Here is a 24,521-nt window from a genome sequence, read left to right on the forward strand (position 1 = left end):
CCGTTAGCTCGACAGGATAACCTTTACGTCGAGCGTTCGGAGGCACAACCAGGATCACAAATGGATGACGGCCAGGTCCAGCCGTCCGTAATCGCCTTCGCTGTGTTCCCCCTTAGGTGGCACATGGTGGGTTTTCATGACCTGGTCACCTTGCAGGGTTTCCAGATGAATATCGAAACCCCAGAGACGGTGCAGATGCTTGAGTACTTCCTCGGTGGACTCTCCCAGGGGTTTACGGTCGTGCTGTTGGTGGCGCAGGGTCAGGGAGCGATCGCCGCGCCTGTCGATGCTGTAGATCTGCACGTTGGGTTCGCGATTACCAAGGTTGTACTGTGCCGCAAGGGTTTCACGGATGATGCGATAACCGCCTTCGTCGTGAATGGCTGGCACCAGCAGGTCGTCCTTCTGGTCGTCATCGAGAATGCTGAACAGTTTCAAGTCGCGAATCACTTTGGGTGAAAGGTACTGCAGGATGAAGCTCTCATCCTTGAAGCTGCTCATGGCGAACTTGATGGCGGCGAGCCAGTCGGTGCCGGCAATATCAGGGAACCAGCGGTAATCCTCTTCAGTGGGTTCTTCACACATGCGACGGATATCGCGGTACATGGCAAAGCCCAAGGCGTAAGGGTTGATGCCACTGTAGTAGGGGCTGTCGAAGCCAGGCTGGAAGACCACGCTGGTGTGTGACGTCAGGAACTCCATCATGAAGCCGTCGGTCACCAGGCCTTCGTCGTACAGGTCGTTCATCAGGGTGTAGTGCCAGAATGTCGCCCAGCCTTCGTTCATGACCTGGGTCTGGCGCTGTGGATAAAAATACTGGGCGATCTTGCGTACGATCCGCACAATTTCCCGCTGCCAGGGCTCCAGCAGCGGTGCATGTTTTTCGATGAAGTACAGGATGTTTTCCTGCGGTTCGGCGGGGAAGCGCGCGTTGTCCTTGTCGCTGTACTTGTCCGCGCCTTTTGGAATGGTGCGCCACAGATCGTTGATCTGCTTCTGCAGATGTTCTTCCCGGTCCTTTTGCCGGCGCCGTTCTTCCTCCGCGGAGATAGGATAGGGACGTTTGTAGCGGTCGACCCCGTAGTTCATCAGCGCGTGGCAGGAGTCGAGCAGGTCTTCCACCGCATCGATGCCATGGCGTTCTTCGCACTGCATGATGTACTGCTTGGCGAACACCAGGTAATCGATGATCGAGCTGGCATCGGTCCAGGTGCGGAACAGGTAATTGCCCTTGAAAAAGCTGTTGTGCCCGTAGCACGCATGCGCCACCACCAGCGCCTGCATGCAGATGGTGTTTTCCTCCATGAGGTAGGCAATGCAGGGGTCGGAGTTGATTACGATTTCATAGGCCAGCCCCATCTGGCCGCGGGTATAGGACTTTTCGGTGCTGAGGAAGTGTTTGCCATAGGACCAGTGGTGATAGCCCAGCGGCATGCCGACAGAAGCATAGGCGTCCATCATCTGTTCGGCGGTGATCACTTCGATCTGGTTAGGGTACGTATCGAGCGCGTAGCGAGCTGCAATACGACTGATTTCACGGTCGTACGCCTGGATCAGCTCGAACGTCCACTCCGATCCGGTGGATATGGGTTGGCGCTTCAGCTCTTTGGCGGTCATGTCACTAACCTGCGCTGGAAGAGTTCACGGAAGACCGGATAGATATCCCCGGCCGAGACCAGTTGTTGCTGGGCAAACGTGTCGGAAAAGGCTTCGGCGATACGCTCGTATTCGAACCACAGGGCCTGATGTTCCCGTGGGGTAATCTCAACGTAAGTGTAGTACTGCACGAACGGCATGATCTGGTTGATGAGGATGTCGCGGCAGATCGGCGAGTCGTCGTTCCAGTTGTCGCCGTCGGAGGCCTGGGCGGCGTAGATGTTCCATTCGTTGGCCGGATAGCGCTCGGCCATGATCTCCTGCATCAGCTTCAAGGCGCTGGAGACGATGGTCCCGCCGGTTTCGCGGGAGTAGAAAAACTCTTCCTCGTCCACTTCGCGGGCGCTGGTGTGGTGGCGAATGAACACTACGTCAATCTTGTCGTAGTTACGCTTGAGAAACAGGTACAGCAGGATGAAGAAGCGCTTGGCGATGTCCTTGGTCGCCTGGGTCATGGAGCCGGAAACGTCCATGAGGCAGAACATCACCGCCTTCGAGCTGGGGTTGGGCTGTTTGATCAGCAGGTTGTACTTGAGGTCGAAGGTGTCGAGAAACGGCACGCGATGGATACGTGCGCTGAGTTTTTCGATTTCTGCCTCAAGATCCTGAATATCACCGAAATTGTCCGGCTCTTCCTGCTTGAGTCGCAGGAGTTCTTCCTTGGCTTCGCGCAGTTTCGCCCGGCTGCTGCCCGAGAGGGCGATTCGCCGTGCATGGGCCGAGCGCAATGTGCGGATGATGTTGATCCGCGACGGGTTGCCCTCGTTGCTGATCCCCGCGCGTACAGTCTTGAAGGTGTCGGTGCCGGTCAGGTTGCGCTTGACCAGGTTCGGCAACTCCAGGTCTTCGAACATGAACTCGAGGAATTCTTCCTGGGTGATCTGGAAGACGAATTCGTCCATCCCTTCGCCCGAGTTGCCAGCCTTGCCAGGGCCTCTGCCGCCTCCACCCCCCGGTGGCCGGGCAATGTGTTCGCCGCTGGTGAATTCCTTGTTGCCCGGGTGCACGACGGTCTGTTTGCCACCGCGACCATGGTGAAGCACCGGTTCGTCGATGTCGCGCCCCGGGATACTGATTTGCTCGCCGTGTTCCATATCGGTAATGGAGCGCCGGCTGACCGCCTCTTCGACAGCCTTCTTGATGTGATCACGGTAACGCCGCAGAAACCGTTGGCGGTTTACCGTGCTCTTGTTCTTGCCATTGAGACGTCGGTCGATCACATAGCTCATGACTGCTCCTTAGAAGCTGTCCTGAAAGGGGCGAGCGGTGATGCAGCATCGGACCGAGAGCCAAGGGATATTCAACGCTCCCCCAAGCGCTTTGGATGCTGCCTGAACTCGCTACCGACTTTCGAACACCTTCCAGAGGCCTGTGTAGCAGAAAAAGCACGCACAGGTCTCTGGCTGACGACAACCGGTCTGACCGGCAGCGGGTTATTGTGATTTTCTGACCCGCAGGTACCACTCGGACAGCAGTCGTACCTGTTTGTCGGTGTAACCCCGCTCGACCATCCGTGTGACGAAGTCGTTGTGTTTCTGCTGGTCCTCTTTGCTGGCCTTGGCGTTGAAGCTGATGACTGGCAGCAGGTCCTCGGTGTTGGAGAACATTTTCTTCTCGATGACCACCCGCAGTTTTTCGTAGCTGAGCCAGGTCGGGTTCTTGCCGTTGTTGTTGGCACGGGCGCGCAGCACGAAGTTGACGATTTCGTTGCGGAAATCCTTCGGATTGCTGATGCCGGCCGGTTTTTCGATTTTCTCCAGTTCTTCGTTCAGTGCCACTCGGTTGAGAATCTCGCCGGTTTCCGGGTCGCGGTACTCCTGGTCCTGAATCCAGAAATCCGCGTACAGTACATAACGATCGAAGATGTTCTGGCCGTACTCGCTGTAGGACTCGAGGTAGGCGGTCTGGATCTCCTTGCCGATGAATTCGATGTACCGCGGTGCCAGGTACTCCTTGAGGAAGCGCAGGTAGCGTTCGCGGGTTTCGGCCTGGAACTGTTCCTGTTCGATCTGTTGCTCCAGCACGTAGAGCAGGTGCACCGGGTTGGCAGCGATTTCGTGGGGATCGAAGTTGAAGACCTTGGACAGGATCTTGAACGCGAAGCGGGTCGACAGGCCGTTCATGCCTTCGTCGACACCGGCGTTGTCGCGATACTCCTGGATCGACTTGGCCTTCGGATCGGTGTCCTTGAGGTTTTCGCCGTCATACACACGCATCTTGGAGTAGATGTTGGAGTTTTCCGGCTCCTTCAGGCGTGACAGCACGGTGAACTGGGCGAGCATCTTCAAGGTGTCGGGCGCGCAATGGGCCTTGGCCAGCGAGCTGTTGAACAGCAACTTGTCGTAGATCTTCACTTCGTCGCTGACCCGCAGGCAGTACGGCACCTTGACGATGTAGATCCGGTCGATGAACGCTTCGTTGTTCTTGTTGTTACGGAAGGTATGCCATTCCGATTCGTTGGAGTGGGCCAGCAGGATCCCGGTAAACGGAATCGCCCCGAGGCCTTCGGTACTGTTGTAGTTGCCTTCCTGGGTGGCCGTCAGCAAGGGGTGCAGCACCTTGATCGGGGCCTTGAACATTTCGACGAACTCCATCAGGCCCTGGTTGGCCCGGCACAATGCGCCCGAATAGCTGTAGGCGTCGGCGTCGTTCTGCGGGAATTCTTCCAGTTTGCGGATATCGACCTTGCCCACCAGTGCCGAGATGTCCTGGTTGTTTTCATCTCCCGGCTCGGTCTTGGCCACGGCGATCTGATTCAGGATCGACGGGTAGAGCTTGACCACGCGGAACTGACTGATGTCGCCGCCGAATTCGGCCAGGCGCTTGGTGGCCCATGGCGACATGATGGTGTTGAGGTAGCGCCGTGGGATGCCGAAGTCTTCCTCGAGGATCGCGCCATCTTCAGTGGCGTTGAACAGACCCAGGGGAGATTCGAATACTGGCGAGCCCTTGATCGCGTAGAAGGGCACTTTTTCCATCAGTTGTTTGAGTTTTTCGGCCAGGGACGACTTACCGCCGCCGACGGGGCCGAGCAGGTAAAGGATCTGTTTCTTCTCTTCCAGGCCTTGGGCGGCATGGCGGAAATACGACACGATCTGGTCGATGCATTCTTCCATCCCGTGGAAGTCCTCAAAGGCCGGATAGCGACGGATTACCTTGTTGGAGAAGATTCGCGACAGCCTCGAGTTGGTCGAGGTGTCGAGCAGTTCCGGTTCACCGATGGCCAGCAACAGACGCTCGGCGGCGGAAACGTAGGCGCTACGGTCCTTTTTGCACAGCTCCAGATACTCTTGCAGAGAGAGTTCTTCCTGGCGTGTGGACTCGAAGCGTTGTTGGAAGTGGCTAAAGATACTCATGACGTCACCTCGCTCGATACGTGGAGCCGACGCCGGATCACTCAGTCGATGCTGGCAGCAACCGAACAGGCGGTCGCTGTTTACCCCCCAGAACTCTTTCGGAGCTGACTACCCCGAAAGCTACTCCCGATGACCCGTGCGCCGGTGTACCGGCTCTCCCCTGTTTTGGATGGCCTGCGCTTAAGGATAGTTGGGAATTCGGGAGGTAAAGGCGAGATACGTAATTAGTTGTGGCAGACCGTTCGTCTGCCACCGCGCTAGCCCGCGGGGGGCGGGGCCTTGCGCATGACAAAAAAATTATTCGGTGGTGCCTTGCGCTGTTTCTGAAGGATAAGTCGTACGCCATAGCTCGAAGCCGCCATCCATGCTGTAGACGTCGGAAAAACCCTGGCTGACCAGGTAGGCGGCGGCACCCTGGCTGGAGTTGCCGTGATAGCAAACCACCACGGTGGGCGCGCCCAGATCGGCGCCCTGGATGAAGGCGTGCAGGGAGTGGTTGTCCAGATGCTTCGAGCCGCTGATGTGCAAGGCGGCAAAGGTTGCAGGGTCCCGGACATCGACCACCACTGCACCTTGTTCGCGCAGGGCCTGGGCCTGTTCCGGGGGAATACGTTTGAATTCGCTCATGGCGGGCTCCTGTGGCTCGGCAGAAAATGCAGTCTAGCGCGGGGCGCTGGCTGGCGATGGTTCGGAAATCTGTGGGGCGACTGGCGGCTCGGCGGCATGGCCGTGTTCGTCGCATTTGCAGGCCAGGCGTTCACCCGTGTCGACATTCATCAGGGTCAGGGCACCGCCCCAGACACAGCCAGTGTCGAGGGCCGAGACGCCCGGCTCCTGGATCTTGCCTTCCAGTGCTGCCCAGTGGCCGAAGATGATCTTTACGTCCCTGGTTTTGCGTTCCTTGTGCTGGAACCACGGCTTGAAGCCTGCAGGTGCCGTGCCCAGGCCTTCCTTGCTCTTGAGGTCGAGTTTGCCCTCGGCCGTGCAGAAGCGCATGCGCGTGAAATAGTTGGTAATCACCCGCAGGCGCGTGACGCCCTTGAGGTCACTGTCCCATTTCGCCGGATCGTTACCGTACATGCCATCGAGGTAAGGCGGCAGCAGGTTGTCATCGCGCAGGGCCGTCTCGACTTCGGCCGCGCATTTCAGTGCTTTGCGCAGCGACCATTGCGGCGGAATGCCAGCATGTACCATCGCCACGTTGCGCTGCTCGTCGTAGTGCATGAGTTTTTGCTGGCGCAGCCATTCCAGCAGCTCGGCGCTGTCCGGGGCTTCGATAATTTCGCGCAGGGTGTCGGCTTTCTTCAGGCGCTCGATATTCTTGCCGGCCGCCAGCAGGTGCAGGTCGTGGTTGCCAAGCACGCACACCAGTGAGTGACGGATGCTATAGAGGAAGCGCAGGGTTTCCAGCGACTGCGGGCCGCGATTAACCAGGTCGCCGACCAGCCACAGACGGTCTTCGGCCGGGTCGAAGGCGACCTTCTTGAGCAGGCATTGCAGTGCTTCAAGGCAGCCTTGCAGGTCGCCGACGGCATAGGTGGCCATCAGTGCAAGGCTCCAGGCACCGCCAGGCGGAACGGGGCGATGATGGCATCGAAATGTTTGCCGTCGTCGGCGAGCATCTCGTAAGTGCCCTGCATGGTGCCGACCTTGGATGTCATGACGGTGCCGCTGCTGTAGGTATGGCTTTGCCCAGGCTCGATCAGCGGTTGCTGACCTACCACGCCCGCACCGCGAACTTCCTCGACATGCCCATCGCCATCGGTGATGACCCAATGCCGTGATAGCAGTTGGGCCGGTAGCAGGCCGTTATTTTGCACGGTGATGGTGTACGCGAAGGCAAAACGCTCTTGCTCGGGTTGCGATTGTTCTGCCAGATAGCGGGTGACGACGCTGACGTCGACCTGATAACGAGGATCGGACATGCAAAGGGCCTTAAAAACGAAGCGAAACGCGGGACATAGCTGATAAGTCAGTCTAGGCCAGGTATCGGATAGTAAACCAGACATGGGCGCTGGTGTCCTACCCGATAACGCTTCAGTCCTGTCAGGCGTCCGCGGTTTTCTGTAGGGCTTGTTCGCTGAGCTTGTCAGCAAGGCGTACGAACGCCGCCAGATCGAGCTGCTCGGGACGCAAGCTGCCATCGACGCCAGCGGCTTCGATTTCGGCGTTGCTCAGCAGGAGCTTGAGGGTGTTGCGCAGGGTCTTGCGGCGCTGGTTGAAAGCCTCGCGCACGACGCGCTCCAGCAAGCGGTGATCCTTGGCCGGGTGCGGCAGTACTGCATGGGGCACCAGGCGCACGATGGCCGAGTCGACTTTTGGTGGCGGGTTGAACGCGCCAGGACCTACGTTGAACAGATGCTCGACCCGGCAGTGGTACTGGACCATGATCGACAGCCGGCCCCAATCACCGCCACCAGGCCCTGCCGCCAGACGCTCGACCACTTCTTTTTGCAGCATGAAGTGCATGTCGCGAATCAGGTGGGCGTTGTGCAGCAGGTGGAAAATCAGCGGTGTAGAGATGTTATATGGCAAGTTGCCGACTACGCGCAGGCTGCCAGGTGCAGCATTCAAACTGGTGAAATCGAACTTCAATGCATCACCCTGATGCAGGTTGAAGTTGCTCTTGCCAGCGAACTGCTGGTTGAGGATCGGGATCAGGTCCTTGTCCAGTTCCACCACGTCGAGCTGGGCGCCGCTGCTGAGCAGGCCCTGGGTCAGCGCGCCTTGGCCGGGGCCGATTTCCAGGAGGCGGTCTTCGGCCTTGGCATGGATGGAGCGCAGGATGCGGTCGATAACGCCGGCATCGTGCAGAAAGTTCTGGCCAAAGCGCTTGCGCGCCTTGTGTTGGTATTGCTCGGTCATAAACGGGTCTCGGCCATCTGGTAGGCGGTTTCCAGGGCGACTTGCAGGCTGCCGGTGTCGATCTTGCCGCTACCGGCCAGGTCCAGGGCGGTGCCGTGGTCGACCGAGGTGCGGATGATCGGCAAGCCGAGAGTCACATTGACTGCTGCGCCAAAGCCTTTGTATTTCAGCACAGGCAGGCCCTGGTCGTGGTACATCGCCAGCACTGCATCGCAGTGCTCCAGATATTTGGGGGTAAACAGAGTGTCGGCGGGCAGCGGGCCGCGTAGGTCCATGCCTTCGCCGCGAAGGCGCTCTAGTGTGGGTTCGATGATATCGATTTCTTCATGGCCCAGGTGTCCGCCTTCACCGGCATGGGGGTTGAGCCCACATACCAGGATGCGTGGCTGGGCGATGCCGAACTTTTCTTTCAGGTCGGTGTGCAGGATTCGCGTCACCCGCTCCAGACGCTCCGGCGTGATCGCATCGGCAATCTCGCGCAGCGGCAGGTGGGTGGTGACCAGTGCCACGCGCAGACCACGGGTGGCGAGCATCATGACCACTTGCGCGGTATGGGTCAGGTCGGCGAGGAATTCCGTGTGCCCGGAAAACGCGATACCGGATTCATTGATCACGCCTTTGTGCACCGGGGCGGTGATCATGCCGGCAAAATGCCCGTCCAGGCAGCCCTGGCCGGCGCGGGTGAGGGTTTCCAGGACGAAAGTGGCGTTGGCTTTGTCCAGTTGCCCGGCGACCACCTTGGCATTGAGCGGGGTATCCCACACATACAGGCTGTTGGCGGGAGCGGGAGCATCCGGCCAGTTGTCCGGCGTGACGGGCAGCACATCGACGGCCACGCCCAACTGCGCGGCCCGCTCAAGGAGCAGGTCGCGGCTGGTAATGGCTATCAGGGGGTGTGGCTGGGCGTGCGCGGCGAGCAGCAGGCACAGGTCGGGACCTATGCCGGCCGGTTCGCCGGGTGTCAGCGCGAAACGCTTGGGTTTCACTGTGCTGCCTGGTCGGCGCCAGGGAGTTTGATTTCCACATACGCTTCGTCACGGATCTGACGCAGCCAGGTTTGCAGCTCTTCGTCGTATTTGCGATTACGCAGCACGGTCATCGCTTGCTGTTCGCGAGCCTGGCTCGTGCTGTCGGTGGCGCGACGACCAAGGACTTCCAGGACGTGCCAGCCGTATTGGGTCTGGAATGGCTTGGACAGCTGACCTTGCGGGGTCTTGGCCATCACTTCGCGGAACTCCGGAACCAGTACATTCGGGTCGATCCAGTTCAGGTCGCCGCCATTGAGGGCGGAACCCGGATCTTCCGAGAAGCTTTTCGCCAGTTCGCCGAAATCTTCGCCTGCTTCGATGCGGGCGTAGAGCGACTCGGCCAGGGCCTTGGTCTTTGCTTCGTCACGGATCGGGCTTGGTTTGACCAGGATGTGGCGTACGTGCACTTCGTCACGCACTTGCGCCTCACCACCACGCTTGTCGGTGATCTTCAGGATGATGAAGCCCCCCGGCGTGCGCATCGGTTGGGTGATGTCGCCCACAGCCATGGTGCTCAGCAGGCGATCGAAGGGTGGCGGCAGTTGAGCGGCTTTACGCCAGCCCATGTCGCCACCTTCCAGTGCGGTTTCGCTGGCGGACTTGGCGATTGCCAGCTGACCGAAGTCAGCGCCTTGCTTGAGCTGCTGGTAAACCGCGTCGGCCTGCTTGGCGGCATTTTGGATGGCGTCGGAGTTGGCGCTTTCCGGCGTAGGAATCAGGATGTTGGCCAGGCGGAATTCTTCGGACAGCTGCATTTTGCCAAGGTCCGAAGCCAGGAAGTTCTTCACTTCCTGCTCGGAGACCTGGATGCGTTCGGCGACGCGGCGCTGACGCACACGGCTGATGACCATTTCGCGGCGAATCTGGTCACGTGCGTCGTCGTAGGACAGGCCGTCACGCGTCAGGGCGGCGCGGAACTGCTCCACCGACATGTTGTTGCGCTGGGCAATCGTGCCGACGGCCTGGTTCAGTTCTTCATCGGTGATGCGGATGCCGGAGCGTTCGCCGATCTGCAGTTGCAGGTTCTCGACGATCAGGCGCTCAAGCACCTGTTGCTCCAATACGCTGGCCGGTGGCACGGCGGTGCCGCGCTTGGCAATGGTTTGCTGGACTTCATGGACCCGTTGGTCCAGTTGGCTCTGCATGACCACGTCGTTGTCGACAATGGCCACCACTTTGTCGATGGACTGTACCGCGGCGTTGGCCGCGGTACCCAGGAACAGCGCGCCCAGCAACAGCGGGCGCAGACAATCAGAAAGCTTGGTCTTCACGTTCACGATAACCTTGGATGCCTTTGTCGAGGAAACTCTCTACTTTGGCGCCGGTGAGGCCGCCGAGTCCCTTCAGAACAATTTGGAGGAAGACGCCATGGTCGCCTTTTTCGTTTTCCGGGGCGTCTTGACTGGTTTCGTCATAATCGACCCAGTAACGGTTGATCAGGCGCAGTTTCCAGCAGCAGTTGTCGTACTCGAAGCCACCGAAGGCTTCCAGGGTACGGTTGCGGTTGTAGTCGTACTGCCAGCGGCTGATGACGTTCCATTGCGGCACGACCGGCCAGATCACCGAGAAGTCGTGCTGTTCGATCTTGTAGTAGTCCTTCACGTAGCCAGGTTGGCCCGGGACGCCATAGTCACCACCGCCGACCTGCCATGTACCGGAGTTCTGGTCGTAACGAACCTGGTCATTGCGATAGCGATAGCCGGCGTTGATAACCTTGTTCGGGTTGTCCTCAGGCTGGTAGTGGAACATCGCACTGCCCGAACGAGGGCTGCGGCTGTCCGGGTCCCAGTTGTAGTCGGCCGTGGTGCGCCAGTCGCGGTTCCAGCGATATTCGTACTCCAGCGCATAAGGAGAAACGTCAGAGTGCGCGTCTTCGCGGGTTTTTGCATCGATGCCCGGCAGCTGGACTTCGCGGTCCTTGAAGTAGAGAGCCTGGCCGACGCTGATGCGTTGGCGTTCGAAGCCGTTTTCTTCGATCCAGCGACTGGTTACGCCCAGGGACAGTTTGTTCTCGTCGCCGACGCGATCGGAGCCAGAGAAACGATTGTCGCGAAACAGCGAGGCATAGCTGAAGGTGTATTCGCTGGTGTCGAATACCGGAATGTCTTCCTGGTCCTTCTCGGGTACGTAGAGGTAGAACAGGCGTGGTTCGAGGGTCTGGTTATAGTTCTTGCCAAACCAGCTGGTCTTGCGATCGAAATACAGGCCGCTGTCGATGCTGGCGATTGGCACGCCACGGTTCTGGTTGCTGTCGAACGTGCCGTTGAGTCGGTCCTGTTCTGCAGTCTGCGCGGCAATCTGGCTTTTGCCGATGCTGTCCAGGTCCAGTTGGTACTGCGTGTACTGGTACTTGAGTTTAGGCGTCAGGAACCCATAGCTCGCCTCCATCGGGAAGCTGACCGCTGGCGCAAGGTTGAGGCGATCGCCATTGGCACGGGCCAGGCCTTGAACGTTTTGGTCGAGGCGTGGCTCAACATTGCCGTCTTCATCGGTGTAGTCGCCGGTCTTCAAATCCCGATCGAACCGCACAAGCTCAGTGTCATACGTGAAATTCAGACCGCCTGGACGATCCGGTAGCGCACCGTTGAAGGTGATCTGCGGCAAACGGTCGTACGGAGTGATGTTCGACACAGTCGCCAGTTGATAGGCCTGGGCATTCACGCGGGCGGTGTAGCTGTCGCCACGGTAGGTAACAGCACCCTGCTGGTTGACGTAGTCGGCACTCTTCACGCCAATCTGGTCGGTCTTCAGATCCTGGAAGTAATAAGGGTCGCTGATCTTGGTGTAGTCGACCTGGGTCAGGACACGCGAATCAAGACCACCCTTGTGCTGCCAGTTGTACATGTAGCGGGTTTTATCGTAATCGGTCTGCAGCTTGCGATCGTCGTTCTCATCATTGAGGTACGCGGCGCCGAACTGACCTTCGCTGGACTTGGTCAGGTAGCGGAATTCGCCTTCCATCAACAGGCCGCGATCGCTCATGTAGCGTGGGTACAACGTGGCATCGTAGTTGGGTGCCAGGTTGAAGTAGTACGGCGTAACCAGCAGGAAGCCGGTATCGCTGCCGGTGCCGATGGTCGGCGGCAGGAAGCCGGATTGACGGCGGTCGTCGATCGGGAAGTAGATATATGGCGTGTACAGGACCGGAATGTCCTTGACCCGCAGTGTCACGTTGGTCGCGGTACCGAAGCCGGTCGCCGGGTTCAAGGTGATGTTGTTGCCCTTGAGTTGCCAGGCGTTGCTGTTCGGTTCGCACGTGGTGTACGTACCATCCTTGAGGCGGATGATCGCGTTCTCGGCACGCTTGGCGTACAGCGCGTTACCGCGGATACGCGATTTGTGCATCACGTATTCGGCGTTGTCGATCTTGGCTTCACCGGTATCGAGCTGCACGTCGGCGTGGTCACCCACGATCAGTGCACCGTTGTCGCGAATGCGCACGTTGCCGCTCAGCTCGCCACGGCTCTCGGCCTGGTAAAGGTTGGCTTCATCGGCTTCGACCTGCATGCTGCCCTGGCGCATGACCACGTCACCGGCCAGGCTGGCGACCTGCTCATCCTGCTTGTAGCGGGAGGCTTTGGCGCCGACAAAGGTGGGAGCGTCACTTTTATTCGTCTTGTCATTCATGCCAGGACGAATCGGTTCGATATAGGAACCAGAGCAATAAGGACCGGTTTCGGCCAATTGTGCTGCAGTGAGCTGCTCGCGCGGAACCCAGTCGAGGTGGCTGTAGTCTGCGCTACGCGACTTCAGGCCACGGCCTTTGGATTCGGTGACCAGTGCAGGTTTGGCCCCCGTGTCTTCGCTGGCGCCCGTTTCGGCGGGTGACTCGCCGGTGGCGGAGACTGCGCTGCCCTCGTGGACTGGACGCGGTGGCAATGCAGCCGCTGGCGATTTTGGCGCACAATTCCAGGCTCCCGAAGCGGAGACCGAGCAGTCATACTGTTCCGCGGCGACCACGAAAGGGGTGGCCAAGGGTTGCAGAGCCAGCAAACTGCCGGTCATCAACAACGGAAATTTTTTACGAAACGCGGGGGATTTCAATGCCATCTTAATAGTCCGGGCTTCCTGCGTGCCATCTGCCCGCGGTGTGGGCCGCACGCCTCTCGATGGTCTGAAAAAGATGCTGGATAATAAAGCATGACCCGCTTGACGGCTAGCGCCGTCGGAGACCCTTGCAATGCCTGACCAAGATATACGTTTGCAACACCTGAAAGTTTGGCTCGATGAGCAATTGGCAATTCTTTTTGCACAACAGGGGTGGGGTGCCGTACCCCCGGCCACGTTGACTGCGGCAAGCAGCGACGCGAGTTTTCGGCGCTATTTTCGGTGGGAGGGTGCAGGTCAAAGCTTGATCGTGATGGACGCACCTCCGCCCCAGGAAAACTGCAAGCCTTTCGTGGATATCGCATTTCTGCTGGCGAAATCCGGGATAAATGTGCCGAAAATCTACGCCGAAGACCTTGAACGCGGATTTCTTTTGCTCAATGACCTGGGCAACCAGACCTACCTGGACGTGATCGACAGCGAAAACGCCGACGATTTGTTCAACGATGCCCTGCAAGCGCTACTGGCGTTCCAGCAGTTGCCGATGGTTGCGCCATTGCCGAGTTACGACGTGGCGCTGTTGCGACGCGAGCTGCAATTGTTTCCCGAGTGGTACGTCAAGCATGAATTGGGCGTCGAGTTTGATGCGGCGCAGCAAGTGCTCTGGCAGCAGGTCAGCGATCTGTTGATCGACAGTGCCCTGGCCCAGCCGAAGGTCCTGGTGCATCGCGACTACATGCCACGTAACCTGATGCTCAGCGAACCCAACCCGGGCGTGCTGGATTTCCAGGACGCCGTCTATGGTCCTGTCACCTACGACGTAACCTGCCTGTTCAAGGATGCCTTCCTCAGTTGGCCCGAGGAGCGCGTGCGCGGCTGGCTGGAAAATTACTGGCAGCAAGCGGCTGCGCTGAACATTCCGGTGCAGCCAGACTTCGAAGACTTCCTGCGCGCCAGCGACCTGATGGGCGTGCAGCGTCACCTGAAAGTGATCGGTATCTTTGCGCGTATTTGCCACCGCGACGGCAAGCCGCGCTACCTGGGCGATGTGCCTCGCTTCTTTGCCTATATAGATGCAGTGATTGCGCGTCGTCCTGAACTGGCTGGGCTCGATGTATTGCTGGCCAGCCTGCGTGCCGGAGTGACCGCATGAAGGCGATGATTCTGGCGGCAGGCAAGGGCGAGCGCATGCGTCCCTTGACCCTGACCACGCCCAAGCCGCTGGTGCGCGCCGGCGGCGTGCCGCTGATCGAGTATCACCTGCGAGCCCTGGCGGCGGCAGGTTTTACCGAGATCGTGATCAATCATGCCTGGCTGGGCCAGCAGATCGAAGACTATCTGGGCGATGGCTCGCGCTACGGCGTGAGCATTCGCTACTCGGCCGAAGGTGAACCCCTGGAAACCGGTGGCGGAATCTTCCGCGCCTTGCCGTTATTGGGTGACGAAGCTTTCCTGGTGGTCAACGGTGACATCTGGACCGACTACGATTTCAGCGTGCTGCATCAACCCATTACCGGGCTGGCGCATCTGGTGCTGGCCGACAACCCACCCCATCATCTCGCCGGAGACTTCAGCCTGAGCGACGGCCAGGTCCGGGACGGTCAGCCGGACACCGCAACCCTGACCTACAGCGGTATCGCCGTGCTGCATCCACAGTTGTTCGATGGTTGCTCGGCAGGAGCGTTCAAGCTCGCGCCGCTATTGCGCAAAGCCATGGCAGACGGGCTAGTGAGCGGCGAACGCCTGAGGGGGCATTGGGTCGATGTCGGCACTCACGAGCGTCTGGCCGAAGTTGAAACCCTGATCGAAGCGAGCCGCTGACATGCTGTGGCCAGGGACGCTGATCGGAACCGGAGTGGGCTTTGCCATCGCCAGCATTCCGGGAGCCATGCTTGGCGCCTTGTTGGGGCAGGTGCTGGATCGGCACCTGCACCTGCAAAGCCTGGCGCATTTGCGCGAAAAGCTCGGGGGGCGACCTGTCCTGCGCAACGACGAGTTGTTGTTTGTGTTGCTGGGACGCCTGGCCAAGTGTGATGGACGGGTCGTGGAGGGGCATATCCAGCAGGCTCGCGCGGAGATGCGTGCCCTGGAAATGTCCGAATCGGCACAGCGTCGGGCGATTGCCGCGTTCAATCGTGGCAAGTCGGGCAGTGACCGGTTGCGTGGCCATTTGCGCAGCCTAAAGTCTCAACCCTATGCGGCAGAAGGGGTCTTGCGCGCTTGTTGGCGGATGGTTTGGGCTGATGGGCATGCGGGCAATCGCGAGCGTGAGCTGCTCTTTCAGTGGGGGAATTGGCTGGGGTGGTCCGAACGGCATGTCAGGGCGTTGGCGGCCGATTACGAGCCACAGCATCGTCCGTTGGTCAGCAGTGTGACAACCTATCAGGACGCTTTGCGGCTGTTGGGTGTAACTGCCACCAGTGAGCCCGCCCAGATCAAGCGCGCCTATCGCCGCCTGCTCAGTCGTCATCACCCGGACAAGATTGCCGGCAGTGGTGCCACGGCGTCGCAGGTTCGAGAGGCCACCGATAAGACACGCGAGCTGCACAATGCCTATACGTTGATTCGTCAACGGCGGGACTTTCGTTAGCAGCGAAGCGTTGCGTCGCCCCAAGAGTGGGGCGACTCAGTCCATCAGTTCGACGCATTCTGCGGATTCAACCAGCCCCGCACCCGGCGCACCAATTGTTCCTGTTGTGCCTGGTTATTGCCCGGCAGAGCCTTGAGCGAGACCTGGCTGAAGGCCGAAGTCTTCAGGCGTTTGCTGGCCTGCAGGCGGGCCAGCGCCGCGTTGCGGTCCAGCGGCTTGTCCATATAGAAGAAGTCGGCGGTGGGCAGCTTGAGGCTTGGCGCGAGGTCGTCCAGTTCAGGGACCGCCTTGTTCGGCGTCTGCGCGGCGACCATGACGAAGCGCTCGACCTGTGCCGTCTGCCTCTCGCTCAAATACCGCGCAGCCCAATAGGCGCCGGTACCATGCCCCAGCACCACCAGGCTGCGAGCACTTTGCTGTTCGGCAAAAGCGATGGCTGCGTCGATGCGGGCGAAGATTCGCTCGGCGTCAGCCTTGCTCTGTTCGTCAGCGGTTTCGGCGACGGCCTTGTCCGCCACCTCGGCTTCGCCGCCCGCGGCCTGTTCGATGGGCGCGGCGGTGGTCGAGTCTTTGCTGCCGACGTCTGGCGCTTTGGCTGCTGGAGTGGCTTGCACCACGCGCGGCGCCATGGCTTCGCTTTGCAAGTCAGGCAGGGTGATACTCAGGCTGCTCCATTGGGCATCCGGTAATTGGCGGCGCAGCGGGCCGATTGCTTGCGGCCAGTCAACGGTTTCGCCAGCGCCAGGAATGATAATGACCGCACCTTTGGGGTCGGCGGTATTGGCCGGCTTCCACAGGGCCAGGAACGTATCGGAGCCTGATTGCAATTGCTGTTGTTCCTGGAGCGGAATTTTTCGCTCCAGTGCAATGGCTTCTTCCTGACTACGCTCAGGCAACGGCTGGCGTTCGAGTGGTTTTGCTTCGGAGGGGGTTTCTGCCGTGGCAGGCGTCGGGTCGGCTGCTTCAACGGAAAAAGCCCATGGCAGGACCAGCGACAGGCACAATGCTGGCAGTGCCAGGCGGTAGACAGGGAGCATTGGATATTCCAGGCCAGAAGTTATTCCGGCAGCCTAATGGGTTGGTCAGTTTTTGTCAGTGTGTGAGAGTTCGATGATGCGTTTTCGCTGCCTGTGGGTTATCGGCTGTTTGTGGTTGCCCTTGATGGGCTGGGCGGCGGCCGCGCCACCGGCGCATGTCGCGCCATTGTCGGCAGGCCAGCAACAGTGGTTGGCGCGGCAGGGCGATTTGCGGGTGGGACTGGTATTGCAAGCGCCCTACGCGCAGTACGACCGCCGCTTGCAGCGCCTGTCCGGGGTCAATGTCGAGCTGATGAAGTGGCTGGCCAAGTCGCTCAAGGTCGAACTGAGCTGGCGCAACTTTCCCGATCTCGAGCAATTGGAAGCGGCCGCGCGCGCCGGCGAAATCGATCTCGCCCCGGGGCTGACCCAGACCCCTGGCGGCCTGCGCCTCTGGCAGTTTTCCGACCCGTACATGCGGGTGCCACAACTGGTGGTCAGCGACCAGAAAAGCACCGGGGCGGTTGAGCTGGAAAAGCTCGACAGCCAAACCCGCGTCGCCGTGCGCATGCCCAGTGCCACCGCCGACTACCTGCGTGGAAACTATCCGCATTTGAACCTGCAGGGTGTACCGGCCGAACGCCAGGCCTTGCAACTGTTGTTGAGCCAGCAAGCCGCCTACGCAGTGGTCGACGAGGCACAATTGGGGCGCCTGTCCGTTGAACCTGAGTTCTCCGGGCTGGTGGTGGTCGGTGATATCGGCTTGCCACAGCTGCTGCGGGTGGCCACGCGACGCGACCTGCCCGAGTTGGCCGGCATTGTCGAAAGCGCGCTGCGGGCGATCCCGGCCAAGGACCTGGAGGCGCTGCACAACCAGTGGCTGCAACCCAAGTACCCGCGGCTCACCGAATCCCCGGGATTCTGGCAAAACCTTTGCCTGTTGCTATTGGTGGTGGCGCTCAGCGCCATGGCCATCGTGTTCTGGCAACGACGCCAGCAGCACAGCCTGGAACAACGACTGGTGGCGGCGCAGGCAGACATTGCCCTGCGTGCCGCCAGTGAAGAGGCCCTGCGGCTCACGCAGTTTTCCATCGACCAGAGCACCGTCGGCATTCTCTGGGTGAATTGGGACAGCCACGTGCGCTACGCCAACCGCGCTGCCGAAACCATGCTGGGCTATCCGCCCGGAGGGATTATCGACCGGCCATTGATCGAGTTCGAGCCCGAACTGCACATGGATCGCTGGTTGAACCTGTGGAAGCGCGCCAGGGCCAGCGACGACGCGCCGCAAAGTTTCGAATCCAATTGCCTGCGGGCCGATGGCAGCATCCTGCCGGCCGATGTCTCCCTGAGTTTTTTGCGCTTTCGCGATGGCGAGTACCTGGTGGTCTACCTGACCGATGTCACCGAACGGCGTCGCGCCCTGGCGGCGTTGCAGGAAAGTGAAGCACGCTTGCAAGGGATCGCGGCGAATGTGCCGGGCCTGGTTTTTCGCCTGGAACGGGCGCCGGTGACAGGCCAGATCGACTTTGCCTACATCAGCGAGGGCAGCGAGAGCCTGGTGGGTTATTCGCCAGCGACCCTGGCCCATCGTGACAAAGGCCTGCGCAGCCTGGTGCATCCGGACGACAAGGCCAGCTATCACCAGACCCAGGATCGTGCGCTGGACACTGACAGCGACTGGTCCTGGCAGGGGCGGATCCTTACGCGTCAGGGGGAACAACGCTGGGCGGAGATCAAGGCGATAACCCGTCGACTCGAGGGCGGCGCCTACGTTTGGGATGGCATTGTCTGGGACATCAGCGAGAGCAAACGCATCGAACTGGAACTGGCGAGCTCGCGTGAGCAACTGCGCGAATTGTCGGCGCACCTTGAAAGCGTGCGCGAAGAGGAGAAGGCGCGCATTGCCCGGGAAGTTCACGACGAACTGGGCCAGATGTTGACGGTGCTCAAGCTGGAAACGTCCATGTGCGAGCTGGCTTATGCGCAACTCGACCCCGGATTGAACGAGCGCCTGAACAGCATGAAGCGTTTGATCGCACAGCTGTTCCAGCTGGTACGCGATGTGGCGACGGCGTTGCGGCCACCGATTCTAGATGCCGGGATAGCCTCGGCCATCGAATGGCAGGCACGCCGGTTCGAGGCGCGCACGCAGATTCCGTGCCTGGTACAGGTGCCTGAAAACTTGCCCGTGCTCAGTGATGCCAAGGCCATCGGCCTGTTTCGTATACTTCAGGAAGCACTGACCAATGTCATGCGCCACGCCCAGGCGCATACTGTCGAACTGACACTTACTCTTGAAGGCGAAGAGTTGTGCCTGACCGTCAGCGATGATGGCGTAGGATTTGTCGCCGAAAGCGGCAGGCAAACTTCCTTTGGGTTGGTCGGCATGCGCGAGCGGGTGTTGATCATGGGCGGGCAACTGTCCCTTGAGAGTGAGCCGGGTGAGGGCACGACCCTGACTGTGCGAGTACCCTTGGATAAGGAGACGTAAGTGATCCGTGTACTGGTTGCCGAAGACCACACCATTGTCCGCGAAGGCATCAAGCAATTGATCGGCCTGGCCAAGGACTTGCTGGTGGTGGGGGAGGCGAGCAATGGCGAACAGCTGCTCGAGACCCTGCGGCATGTGCCCTGCGAAGTGGTGCTGCTGGATATCTCCATGCCGGGTGTCAACGGCCTTGAGGCGATCCCGCGGATCCGTGCCTTGAACAATCCGCCGGTGATCCTGGTGTTGTCGATGCATGACGAGGCGCAAATGGCGGCACGGGCGTTGAAAGTCGGTGCGGCAGGCTATGCCACCAAGGACAGTGATCCGGCGCTGTTGCTGACGGCCATCCGCCGGGTGGCAGCGGGAGGGCGCTATATCGACCCGGACCTGGCCGACCGGATGGTCTTCGAAGTCGGCCTGACCGATTCGCGGCCGTTGCACTCACTGCTCTCGGAGCGTGAGTTTTCGGTGTTCGAACGCCTGGCCCAGGGCGCCAACGTCAACGACATTGCCCAGCAACTGGCGTTGAGCAGCAAAACCATCAGTACCCACAAGGCGCGGTTGATGCAGAAACTCAATATCACCTCGCTGGCGGAGCTGGTGAAGTACGCGATGGAACACAAGCTCCTCTGAAAACACCCCCGCCCCCCTGCGCGCGTCGCCATGTCCATTTGCGACATGCCTGGACAACCGCTTATTGCTCGTTCTTGCGGCGTGCAGCTCACCGCTCGCCGCTGCGCTTGCCAAAGCGCGCCATCCTTGTAGGGCAATCCCTACCCCCAGCCTTCCATATGGCTGAGGCGATTCTCTCTTGCCCCCCGATTTGCGCAGGTCCCAGCGTCCACTAGGCTTAGTCCACAGCAGTCATCAACAACAAAGGTGTGGGTATGAGCCAGGTCGATTCAAGCGCAGGGGCCAATGATGTTCTGGTCAGCTTTCGTGGAGTGCAGAAGAGCTACGATGGCGAGAACCTGATCGTCAAGGACCTCAACCTGGACATTCGCAAAGGCGAATTCCTCACCTTGCTTGGCCCCTCCGGCTCCGGCAAAACCACCAGCCTGATGATGCTCGCCGGTTTCGAAACTCCGACAGCGGGAGAGATCCTGCTGGCCGGACGCGCCATCAACAACGTGCCGCCGCACAAGCGTGACATCGGCATGGTCTTCCAGAACTATGCGTTGTTCCCGCACATGACGGTTGCCGAGAACCTGGCGTTCCCTCTGACTGTGCGCGGGCTGAACAAAAGCGACGTCAGCGATAAGGTCAAAAAAGTCCTGAGCATGGTGCAGCTCGACGCCTTTGCCCAGCGTTATCCGGCACAACTTTCCGGTGGACAGCAGCAGCGCGTGGCACTGGCCCGCGCACTGGTGTTCGAGCCGCAACTGGTGCTGATGGACGAACCCCTCGGCGCACTGGATAAACAGTTGCGCGAACACATGCAGATGGAAATCAAGCACCTGCACCAGCGTCTGGGTGTGACCGTGGTCTACGTGACCCACGACCAGGGCGAAGCCCTGACCATGTCCGACCGTGTGGCCGTTTTCCATCAGGGCGAGATCCAGCAGATCGCGCCTCCACGTACGTTGTATGAAGAGCCGAAAAACACCTTCGTCGCCAACTTCATTGGCGAAAACAACCGTCTTAATGGCCGTCTGCACAGTCAGACCGGCGACCGTTGCGTGGTCGAACTGGGCCGTGGTGAAAAAGTTGAAGCCCTGGCGGTGAACGTCGGCAGGACCGGTGAACCGGTGACCTTGTCCATTCGCCCCGAACGCGTGAGTCTCAATGGCTCCAGCGAGTCTTGCATCAACCGCTTCTCGGGACGGGTAGCGGAATTCATCTATCTGGGCGACCACGTCCGGGTTCGCCTGGAGGTCTGTGGCAAGACCGACTTCTTCGTGAAACAACCGATTGCCGAGCTCGATCCTGCGCTCGCGGTCGGCGACGTGGTTCCGCTTGGCTGGCAGGTCGAACACGTTCGCGCGCTCGATCCCATTCTAGAGGCGAACTGATCGCCCCGGCTTCAACAACACAAACCCTGCACGTGGAGAGAACAATAAATGTTGAGATCCCTGAAATTCACCGCTCTGGCACTGGGCATGATGGGGGCAGCAAGCGCAATGGCGGCTGGCCCGGACCTGACCGTGGTGTCCTTTGGCGGGGCGAACAAGGCGGCGCAGGTCAAAGCCTTCTACGCACCGTGGGAAGCGGCAGGCAACGGCAAGATCGTGGCGGGCGAATACAACGGTGAGATGGCCAAGGTCAAGGCCATGGTCGACACCAAGAGCGTGTCCTGGGATCTGGTAGAAGTCGAATCACCAGAACTGTCCCGTGGTTGCGACGAAGACATGTTCGAGCAACTCGACCCGGCCCTGTTCGGCAAGACCGAGGACTACGTCAAAGGCGCTATCCAGCCATGTGGCGTAGGTTTCTTCGTGTGGTCGACCGTGTTGGCCTACAACGCCGACAAGCTGAAGACCGCACCGACCAGCTGGGCGGATTTCTGGGACACCAAGCAATTCCCAGGCAAGCGAGGCCTGCGTAAAGGCGCCAAGTACACCCTGGAGTTCGCACTGATGGCTGACGGCGTTGCGCCAAAAGACGTCTACAAAGTGCTGGCCGGTAAAGATGGACAGGATCGCGCGTTCAAGAAACTCGACGAACTCAAGCCCAACATCCAGTGGTGGGAAGCGGGCGCACAACCGCCGCAATACCTCGCTTCCGGTGACGTGGTCATGAGCTCTGCCTACAACGGCCGCATCGCCGCCGTGCAGAAAGAAAGCAACCTGAAAGTGGTGTGGAACGGCGGTATCTACGACTTCGACGCATGGGCTATTCCAAAAGGTCTGGATGCCAAGCGTGCGGAAGCGGCGAAGAAATTCATCGCCTTCTCGGTACAGCCACAGCAGCAGAAGACCTACTCGGAAAACATCGCCTACGGCCCGGCCAACACCCAGGCCGTACCGTTGCTGGCCAAGGATGTCCTGAAGGACATGCCGACCACCCCGGAAAACATCGCCAACCAGGTACAGATCGACGTCAGCTTCTGGGCTGACAACGGCGAGCAACTGGAACAGCGCTTCAATTCCTGGGCTGCGAAGTAAGACCGTAGCGCGGGCTTACGCTGTAGGAGCTGCCGAAGGCTGCGATCTTTTGATCTTCAGCGGTCTCTAAGCCGCCAAAAGATCGCAGGCTGCGCCAGCTCCTACAGGGGCCAGTGAATGGTTCAAGAACATTGATGTAATGCGGCATCGCGCTGTTTGATGCCGCCCATCCAAAGATTTCCGGAGTACGCCATGGCTATCGCCGTTCCCGTGAACGCGGGCACTGACCCCACCTTGAAGCAGCGGCTCAAGCACGCCGAGCGGGTCAACCGCTGGAAGGCCCAGGCGTTGATCGCGCCGCTGGTGCTGTTCCTGTTGCTGGTGTTCCTGGTGCCAATCGTGGCGCTGCTCTACAAAAGCGTGGGTAACCCGGAAGTGGTCGGTGGCATGCCGCGCACCGTGGCGGCCATCGCCAGTTGGGACGGCCGAGGCCTGCCTGCCGAACCGGTCTACAAGGCGGCCAGCGAAGACCTCGCCGAAGCGCGCAAGAATCAGACCCTGGGCGATTTGTCCAAGCGCTTGAACATGGAGTTGGCCGGCTATCGCAGCCTGCTGACCAAAACCGCCCGCGCCTTGCCGTTCGCCGCTGAACCGGCCTCTTATAAAGAAGCGCTGGAAGGTCTCGACGAGCGCTGGGGTGACCCGGCCTACTGGCAAGCCGTACGCCGCAATACCAGCAGCATTACGCCGTATTATTTGCTGGCCGCGGTCGATCACCGCATCGACGACCTCGGCGAAATCGCCCCGGCCACCCCGGACCAGGCGATCTACCTCGACATCTTTGCCCGCACGTTCTGGATGGGCCTGATCATCACCGTGATCTGCCTGGTACTCGCGTATCCCCTGGCTTACCTGTTGGCGAACCTGCCGTCGCGCCAGAGCAACCTGCTGATGATTCTGGTGCTGCTACCGTTCTGGACCTCGATCCTGGTACGGGTTGCCGCGTGGATTGTCTTGCTGCAATCGGGTGGCCTGATCAACAGCGGCCTGATGGCCATGGGCATCATCGATAAGCCGCTGGAGCTGGTGTTCAACCGCATCGGTGTCTACATCTCGATGGTGCACATCCTGCTGCCCTTCATGATCCTGCCGATCTACAGCGTGATGAAAGGCATTTCGCCGACCTACATGCGTGCGGCGATTTCCCTGGGGTGCCATCCATTCGCCAGCTTCTGGCGGGTGTACTTCCCGCAAACCTATGCCGGTGTCGGCGCCGGTTGCCTGTTGGTGTTCATCCTCGCCATCGGCTACTACATCACCCCGGCGTTGCTGGGCAGCCCGAACGATCAGATGGTCAGCTACTTCGTCGCCTTCTACACCAACACCAGCATCAACTGGGGCATGGCGACCGCACTCGGCGGCTTGTTGCTCCTGGCGACCGTGGTGCTTTATCTGATTTACAGCTGGCTGGTGGGCGCCAGTCGCCTGCGCCTGAGCTAAGGGGAGAATGAAATGCTGAGTCCTTATATGTCGCCCATCGAGCGGGTGTGGTTCTACAGCTTGCGGATTCTCTGCGGCTTGATTCTGTTGTTCCTGATCCTGCCGGTGCTGGTGATCATCCCGCTGTCGTTCAACTCCGGCAGTTTCCTGGTGTACCCGCTGCAAGGCTTCTCGCTGCAGTGGTATCACGACTTTTTCGCCTCGGCGGAATGGATGCGCGCCCTGAAGAACAGCATTATCGTCGCGCCGGCCGCTACGGTGCTGGCCATGGTGTTCGGTACGCTGGCGGCCATCGGCCTGACCCGTGGTGACTTCCCCGGCAAACCGCTGGTGATGGCGCTGGTCATTTCGCCGATGGTGGTGCCCGTGGTGATCATTGGTGTGGCCAGCTATCTGTTCTTTGCGCCCTTGGGCCTGGGCAACAGCTTCTTCTCACTGATTGTGGTGCATGCGGTGTTGGGCGTGCCGTTCGTGATCATCACCGTGTCGGCGACTTTGCAAGGGTTTAACCAGAATCTGGTGCGCGCGGCGGCCAGCCTCGGTGCTTCGCCGCTGACGGCGTTCCGTCGGGTGACTTTGCCGTTGATTGCGCCCGGGGTGATTTCCGGTGCTTTGTTTGCCTTCGCCACTTCCTTCGATGAAGTGGTGGTAACGCTGTTCCTCGCCGGCCCCGAGCAAGCGACCTTGCCACGGCAGATGTTCAGCGGCATCCGCGAAAACCTCAGTCCGACCATCGCCGCCGCCGCGACGCTGCTGATCGCCTTCTCGGTGATCCTGCTGCTGACCCTGGAATGGCTGCGTGGGCGCAGCGAGAAACTGCGTACCGCGCAGGTCTGATCTACGGTTAACGATCGTTCCCACGCTCTGCGTGGGAATGCCTCATCGGACGCTCCGCGTCCGCTTTTGGGACGCAGAGCGTCCCTGGCTG

Annotated in this window: 20 protein-coding genes; 9 read left to right on the plus strand and 11 right to left on the minus strand. The window is 60.0% G+C overall.

Annotation, left to right across the window (positions count from 1 at the left end; genetic code table 11):
- Positions 1-54: 54 nt before the first annotated feature.
- The 10 genes from QLG10_RS11290 to QLG10_RS11335 form a co-directional block, all read right to left on the minus strand.
- Complete coding sequence (locus tag QLG10_RS11290) at positions 55-1,617, minus strand: SpoVR family protein (RefSeq protein WP_020798817.1); 1,563 nt, start codon at positions 1,615-1,617, stop codon at positions 55-57.
- Positions 1,614-2,885: a YeaH/YhbH family protein gene (locus QLG10_RS11295; protein WP_110754831.1), complete on the minus strand. Its 1,272-nt coding sequence runs from the start codon at positions 2,883-2,885 to the stop codon at positions 1,614-1,616. Before QLG10_RS11295 ends, QLG10_RS11290 begins: the two co-directional genes overlap by 4 nt.
- Before the next feature lie 204 nt (positions 2,886-3,089).
- Complete coding sequence (locus QLG10_RS11300) at positions 3,090-5,012, minus strand: PrkA family serine protein kinase (RefSeq protein ID WP_020798814.1); 1,923 nt, start codon at positions 5,010-5,012, stop codon at positions 3,090-3,092.
- Positions 5,013-5,309: 297 nt separating this feature from the next.
- Entirely contained in the window at positions 5,310-5,639 is a 330-nt protein-coding gene (gene glpE, locus QLG10_RS11305; RefSeq protein ID WP_282487346.1) for a thiosulfate sulfurtransferase GlpE, read from the minus strand.
- A gap of 33 nt (positions 5,640-5,672) precedes the next feature.
- The gene (locus QLG10_RS11310) at positions 5,673-6,557 is read right to left on the minus strand and encodes a symmetrical bis(5'-nucleosyl)-tetraphosphatase (RefSeq protein WP_110754833.1); all 885 of its coding nucleotides are present in this window, start codon (positions 6,555-6,557) and stop codon (positions 5,673-5,675) included.
- The gene (gene apaG, locus QLG10_RS11315) at positions 6,557-6,937 is read right to left on the minus strand and encodes a Co2+/Mg2+ efflux protein ApaG (RefSeq protein WP_110754834.1); all 381 of its coding nucleotides are present in this window, start codon (positions 6,935-6,937) and stop codon (positions 6,557-6,559) included. The genes QLG10_RS11310 and apaG overlap by 1 nt, the downstream gene beginning before the upstream one ends.
- Positions 6,938-7,058: 121 nt before the next feature.
- Positions 7,059-7,877 carry a 16S rRNA (adenine(1518)-N(6)/adenine(1519)-N(6))-dimethyltransferase RsmA gene (gene rsmA / locus QLG10_RS11320; protein ID WP_110754835.1) on the minus strand — a complete coding sequence of 273 codons (819 nt, stop codon included), beginning with the start codon at positions 7,875-7,877 and terminating at the stop codon, positions 7,059-7,061.
- Positions 7,874-8,863 carry a 4-hydroxythreonine-4-phosphate dehydrogenase PdxA gene (pdxA, locus tag QLG10_RS11325; RefSeq protein ID WP_110754836.1) on the minus strand — a complete coding sequence of 330 codons (990 nt, stop codon included), beginning with the start codon at positions 8,861-8,863 and terminating at the stop codon, positions 7,874-7,876. The genes rsmA and pdxA overlap by 4 nt, the downstream gene beginning before the upstream one ends.
- On the minus strand, positions 8,860-10,176 hold the full coding sequence (gene surA, locus QLG10_RS11330; RefSeq protein WP_110754837.1) for a peptidylprolyl isomerase SurA: 1,317 nt from the start codon (positions 10,174-10,176) through the stop codon (positions 8,860-8,862). Before surA ends, pdxA begins: the two co-directional genes overlap by 4 nt.
- Positions 10,157-12,955, minus strand: coding sequence for an LPS-assembly protein LptD (locus QLG10_RS11335; RefSeq protein ID WP_248678476.1), 2,799 nt, complete (start codon positions 12,953-12,955; stop codon positions 10,157-10,159). The genes surA and QLG10_RS11335 overlap by 20 nt, the downstream gene beginning before the upstream one ends.
- 130 nt (positions 12,956-13,085) lie before the next feature.
- Between QLG10_RS11335 and QLG10_RS11340 the strand changes: the two genes are divergently transcribed.
- Genes QLG10_RS11340 through QLG10_RS11350 form a run of 3 tightly spaced genes read left to right on the plus strand, consistent with a single transcriptional unit; the run spans position 13,086 to position 15,542 of the window.
- On the plus strand, positions 13,086-14,105 hold the full coding sequence (locus QLG10_RS11340; RefSeq protein WP_110754839.1) for a phosphotransferase: 1,020 nt from the start codon (positions 13,086-13,088) through the stop codon (positions 14,103-14,105).
- Complete coding sequence (gene murU / locus QLG10_RS11345) at positions 14,102-14,773, plus strand: N-acetylmuramate alpha-1-phosphate uridylyltransferase MurU (RefSeq protein WP_110754840.1); 672 nt, start codon at positions 14,102-14,104, stop codon at positions 14,771-14,773. Before QLG10_RS11340 ends, murU begins: the two co-directional genes overlap by 4 nt.
- A gap of 1 nt (position 14,774) precedes the next feature.
- Complete coding sequence (locus QLG10_RS11350; RefSeq protein WP_110754841.1) at positions 14,775-15,542, plus strand: TerB family tellurite resistance protein; 768 nt, start codon at positions 14,775-14,777, stop codon at positions 15,540-15,542.
- Positions 15,543-15,586: 44 nt separating this feature from the next.
- Here the strand turns inward: QLG10_RS11350 and QLG10_RS11355 are convergent, their stop codons facing one another.
- Positions 15,587-16,579, minus strand: a complete 993-nt coding sequence (locus QLG10_RS11355; RefSeq protein WP_282487347.1) for an alpha/beta hydrolase family protein — start codon at positions 16,577-16,579, stop codon at positions 15,587-15,589.
- Positions 16,580-16,652: 73 nt separating this feature from the next.
- Here QLG10_RS11355 and QLG10_RS11360 point away from each other — a divergent pair, with 73 nt between their 5' ends.
- The 6 genes from QLG10_RS11360 (at position 16,653) to QLG10_RS11385 (ending at position 24,430) form a co-directional block, all read left to right on the plus strand.
- Entirely contained in the window at positions 16,653-19,052 is a 2,400-nt protein-coding gene (locus QLG10_RS11360; RefSeq protein ID WP_282487348.1) for a sensor histidine kinase, read from the plus strand.
- The gene (locus QLG10_RS11365) at positions 19,053-19,682 is read left to right on the plus strand and encodes a response regulator transcription factor (protein ID WP_020798801.1); all 630 of its coding nucleotides are present in this window, start codon (positions 19,053-19,055) and stop codon (positions 19,680-19,682) included.
- A gap of 254 nt (positions 19,683-19,936) precedes the next feature.
- Entirely contained in the window at positions 19,937-21,061 is a 1,125-nt protein-coding gene (locus QLG10_RS11370; RefSeq protein ID WP_110754844.1) for an ABC transporter ATP-binding protein, read from the plus strand.
- 48 nt (positions 21,062-21,109) lie between these two features.
- Entirely contained in the window at positions 21,110-22,153 is a 1,044-nt protein-coding gene (locus QLG10_RS11375) for an ABC transporter substrate-binding protein (protein WP_020798800.1), read from the plus strand.
- 192 nt (positions 22,154-22,345) lie between these two features.
- Positions 22,346-23,593 (plus strand): ABC transporter permease, encoded by a 1,248-nt coding sequence (locus QLG10_RS11380; RefSeq protein WP_188265125.1) that lies wholly within the window; start codon positions 22,346-22,348, stop codon positions 23,591-23,593.
- 12 nt (positions 23,594-23,605) lie between these two features.
- Complete coding sequence (locus QLG10_RS11385; protein ID WP_008061581.1) at positions 23,606-24,430, plus strand: ABC transporter permease; 825 nt, start codon at positions 23,606-23,608, stop codon at positions 24,428-24,430.
- Positions 24,431-24,521 lie beyond the last annotated feature (91 nt).

The organism is Pseudomonas sp. V98_8 (assembly GCF_029967975.1).
Taxonomy (GTDB): domain Bacteria; phylum Pseudomonadota; class Gammaproteobacteria; order Pseudomonadales; family Pseudomonadaceae; genus Aquipseudomonas; species Aquipseudomonas umsongensis.

What these genes read in the sequence shown, in the direction of transcription:
- QLG10_RS11380 (WP_188265125.1), top strand. Translation starts at nt 22,346, where the DNA reads ATGGCTATCGCCGTTCCCGTGAACGCGGGCACTGACCCCACCTTGAAG.
- QLG10_RS11350 (WP_110754841.1), top strand. Translation starts at nt 14,775, where the DNA reads ATGCTGTGGCCAGGGACGCTGATCGGAACCGGAGTGGGCTTTGCCATC.
- QLG10_RS11290 (WP_020798817.1), bottom strand. Translation starts at nt 1,617, where the DNA reads ATGACCGCCAAAGAGCTGAAGCGCCAACCCATATCCACCGGATCGGAG.
- apaG (WP_110754834.1), bottom strand. Translation starts at nt 6,937, where the DNA reads ATGTCCGATCCTCGTTATCAGGTCGACGTCAGCGTCGTCACCCGCTAT.
- murU (WP_110754840.1), top strand. Translation starts at nt 14,102, where the DNA reads ATGAAGGCGATGATTCTGGCGGCAGGCAAGGGCGAGCGCATGCGTCCC.
- QLG10_RS11310 (WP_110754833.1), bottom strand. Translation starts at nt 6,557, where the DNA reads ATGGCCACCTATGCCGTCGGCGACCTGCAAGGCTGCCTTGAAGCACTG.
- QLG10_RS11370 (WP_110754844.1), top strand. Translation starts at nt 19,937, where the DNA reads ATGAGCCAGGTCGATTCAAGCGCAGGGGCCAATGATGTTCTGGTCAGC.
- QLG10_RS11340 (WP_110754839.1), top strand. Translation starts at nt 13,086, where the DNA reads ATGCCTGACCAAGATATACGTTTGCAACACCTGAAAGTTTGGCTCGAT.
- QLG10_RS11295 (WP_110754831.1), bottom strand. Translation starts at nt 2,885, where the DNA reads ATGAGCTATGTGATCGACCGACGTCTCAATGGCAAGAACAAGAGCACG.
- rsmA (WP_110754835.1), bottom strand. Translation starts at nt 7,877, where the DNA reads ATGACCGAGCAATACCAACACAAGGCGCGCAAGCGCTTTGGCCAGAAC.
- glpE (WP_282487346.1), bottom strand. Translation starts at nt 5,639, where the DNA reads ATGAGCGAATTCAAACGTATTCCCCCGGAACAGGCCCAGGCCCTGCGC.
- QLG10_RS11360 (WP_282487348.1), top strand. Translation starts at nt 16,653, where the DNA reads ATGATGCGTTTTCGCTGCCTGTGGGTTATCGGCTGTTTGTGGTTGCCC.
- QLG10_RS11385 (WP_008061581.1), top strand. Translation starts at nt 23,606, where the DNA reads ATGCTGAGTCCTTATATGTCGCCCATCGAGCGGGTGTGGTTCTACAGC.
- QLG10_RS11300 (WP_020798814.1), bottom strand. Translation starts at nt 5,012, where the DNA reads ATGAGTATCTTTAGCCACTTCCAACAACGCTTCGAGTCCACACGCCAG.
- QLG10_RS11375 (WP_020798800.1), top strand. Translation starts at nt 21,110, where the DNA reads ATGTTGAGATCCCTGAAATTCACCGCTCTGGCACTGGGCATGATGGGG.
- QLG10_RS11355 (WP_282487347.1), bottom strand. Translation starts at nt 16,579, where the DNA reads ATGCTCCCTGTCTACCGCCTGGCACTGCCAGCATTGTGCCTGTCGCTG.
- QLG10_RS11335 (WP_248678476.1), bottom strand. Translation starts at nt 12,955, where the DNA reads ATGGCATTGAAATCCCCCGCGTTTCGTAAAAAATTTCCGTTGTTGATG.